Here is a 2,732-nt window from a genome sequence, read left to right on the forward strand (position 1 = left end):
GTACGCGGGGGGGAACAGGGCCGAGGGGTCGGCAGCGTCGCGGTCCCGTTCAAGATCCGCGAGCGCGGTTTCCGCGCCCGCGATATCTGTGATCTTAGGCCGGTGCGAGCGTAGTTGATCGTCAACGTTGTCCGCGAATGCGAGCACCGCCGCCGCGCTGAGACCCCCGATGCCGAAGAGCCGCCTATCCGTCGGTCTCACCTCCCCTGTTGCGTCTACTGTCCGCCCCGAGGCGGGCAGCAGTCCACCGAGTACGGAAAACGGAACGTCTAGCACACGAATCTCGTATTCGATCTTCGCAGCCTTCCATAGTGCGAGGAGCTCGCCGCGGGCGCGGATCGTCTCATCGATCCGGCGGACGACTGCCTCGCCGGGGAGGAGGTCCTTCCGGTTGGCTTGCTGACCTCGGAGCGCTGCGGACACCGCCGGCTGCGACAGACCGGTCTGACGGATCACGTCGTTGATCGAAAGCCTGGCTGCGCGTCGGAGTTCCTCGGCGCGGTGCACGTAGCGGTCACGGGCTGGTGTCGGCTGCTCCTTGTCTTTCACCGTGGGTTCCCTCTCGCCGCCATGGCCACTAACCATGGATGTTTGCCACCAAACAATTTTGCGGTCTGTTCCCATTCTGGTGCGCAGTGTGTCATGGGTTGTGCACGGCGGGATACACGCCGGCCACTTTCCCGGACCGAGGAGCGCACGTGACCAGACCCACGGACGCGCCCGGGTCCACTGGCCGGATGCCCGCCGCTGGCCGCCACCCCCACCTTGACCCGTCGCTGTCCAGCGCCGTGCGGCGCTCTGGTGTCGGGTTGGGTGTGGTGGCCGGGGTGGGGAGGGAACCGGTCATCTCGGCCGTTGACAGCGCTCCCTCCCCGCACCTCCCGGTCCGGGTGCCGTACACGTCGTGGCCGGGCCACGGCGCGGTCGTTCGGAGCCGCGGCCGTGTCGTTCGCCCCGTCGCCGAGCGGACGTGGTCGGTGGTCGTCCTCGATGCCGAAGGCGACCCGGTCGAGACGGTCACGGGCTTCTCATCGCTCGATGCGGTGGACGCCTACGCCGAACTCAGCCCGGACATCACCCGCTGGACTTCTGTTCCGTCCCGCTATCCCGGATCGCAATCCCGGGATCTGAAACGGGGGCCGTCATGTCCACACGCGGCCCGTCCACCACCCCGCCCGCGTCCGCGTGACCAGCTCTCGCGGGCGGGGTGGCCCCGCTCGTCGCCTGCTCCGGTGCTGACCCGATCCGCCGGGGCAGGCGACCCAGACCAGGAAGGACAGCTCGTGCATGTCCCGGCGCGTGCGTTACCTGTCACAAGCTGGTGCTCCGCGAGCACCGTGACGCCCGAGGCCGTAGACGTGGTTCAGATTGCCTGCGGGGTGCACTGGGCGTTTATCCGGTCCTCACTGTCACAGTCGATCCCGATCACCCCGGATGCCTTGAAAGATTTCCTGCGTGCAGCGAAGGCCGGTGAGTTCGACGACATCATCAGCAGTTGACCTTCGCGGAAGGGCGGCCGTATGGCCCCTTATCATCCGAATGTCGCGTTCGCTGGACTAACGGCCGCAGGGAAAACGACACATGCGCGAATTCTGGCCGCCGAGCTGGGCTGCGGCTACGTGTCGGCCACTGAGGTTCTGCTGGAGATTCTGGGCATCGACGTTCCGGCGGACGGAGTTTGGTTCGACCGGTTCGACCAGATCCGCAACGGCCGGCAGGGGGACAGCACCGACGACGAACTGGACAGGCGGCTCGAGGAACTGGCGGCCGACCGGCAAGGCACCATCTTCGACACGTGGGCGCTTGCATGGCTGGCACCTGAGCCGATGGTGCGGGTGTGGATCGAGTCCGATCTAGACTCCCGGGCCCGCAAGTGTTACGTCTCCCAGACACGCACGGCCATGCCGGTGTCAGCCTGCCGCGACCATGTGCAGGCCAAGGATGCGGACACCCGCGCCAGTTTCCTGCGCCGGCATGAGTTCGACCTGTTCACTGACCGCCACCGCTACGACTTGATGCTTTGCAACTCGCATCTCATTCAGACCGCCGACCGTTCCTGCGCGGACGCTGGTATCGCGGCGTTTGCGCCGGTTGTGGGTGAGGCGGTAACGGCATTACTCAATGAGCGCCCGTCGGGAGACCTGGCCGCGCTAGCCGACCGTCATCCGACAGAAATTCTACGAATCGGCGCTGCGGCACCTGGTACATCCTCTCGCTACTAGACGTTCACCTTTAGGCCCGAGCCGCTCTTTCTCGCTGCACACCGGAGGTCTCATCGTGCGTGTCGCACTGCTCTACCCCGAGGTCTACGACATGGCCCGATTCCGGGAACGCCGCCGAGAGTTCCCCCCGTTCGGGGCGCTCTACCTGGCCGCCGCGGTCGAGAATGCTGGGCACGACGTCACCGTCATTCAGGTCCGGCCCGACCAGGTCGGCCTGGACCTGGTCGGCTTCGACGCGGTCGGGTTCAGCCTCGCCTCGTCCGCAACCTACGGCTTCATGCAGGAGGCCCGCGAACGCAGCCGGATGGATCCGGGCACGCTGGTGATGGTCGGCGGCGTGCACGCCAACTTCTACCCAACCGAGTCGCTGCTCGACTTCCGCGCGGATGTGGTCTGCGAAGGCGAGTCGGAGGAGGCGATCCTTGAGGTGTTGGACCGGGCGGCGGCGGGGAGCGGATCCTTTGCCGGTGTCGCCGGTGCTCGGTGGGTCGAGGGTGGGCAGATCCGGGC

At 66.7% G+C, this 2,732-nt stretch carries 3 protein-coding genes and 1 pseudogene; 3 read left to right on the forward strand and 1 reads right to left on the reverse strand.

All coding sequences use genetic code 11. The annotated features are described in order from the left end of the window. Positions 1 to 507 (reverse strand): annotated as a pseudogene (locus U9980_RS27515) (hypothetical protein); the annotation flags it as partial. Between the two features lie 191 nt (positions 508 to 698). Between U9980_RS27515 and U9980_RS27520 the strand changes: the two are divergent. The 3 genes from U9980_RS27520 to U9980_RS27530 all read left to right on the forward strand — a co-directional run. Continuing rightward, positions 699 to 1,499: a hypothetical protein gene (locus tag U9980_RS27520; RefSeq protein WP_322770594.1), complete on the forward strand. Its 801-nt coding sequence runs from the start codon at positions 699 to 701 to the stop codon at positions 1,497 to 1,499. A 21-nt stretch (positions 1,500 to 1,520) separates the two neighbouring features. Beyond that, complete coding sequence (locus U9980_RS27525; RefSeq protein WP_322770595.1) at positions 1,521 to 2,222, forward strand: cytidylate kinase family protein; 702 nt, start codon at positions 1,521 to 1,523, stop codon at positions 2,220 to 2,222. Between the two features lie 55 nt (positions 2,223 to 2,277). Further along, positions 2,278 to 2,732, forward strand: a 455-nt coding sequence (locus tag U9980_RS27530; RefSeq protein WP_322770596.1) for a cobalamin B12-binding domain-containing protein, incomplete at its 3' end; no start/stop codon positions are given.

Origin of the sequence: Protofrankia sp. Cr1 (genome assembly GCF_963555865.1) — a bacterium.
Lineage (GTDB): Bacteria > Actinomycetota > Actinomycetes > Frankiales > Frankiaceae > Protofrankia.

Bases quoted from the DNA above. Each gene is read 5' to 3' on its own strand.
- U9980_RS27525 (WP_322770595.1), top strand. From the start codon at position 1,521: ATGGCCCCTTATCATCCGAATGTCGCGTTCGCTGGACTAACGGCCGCA.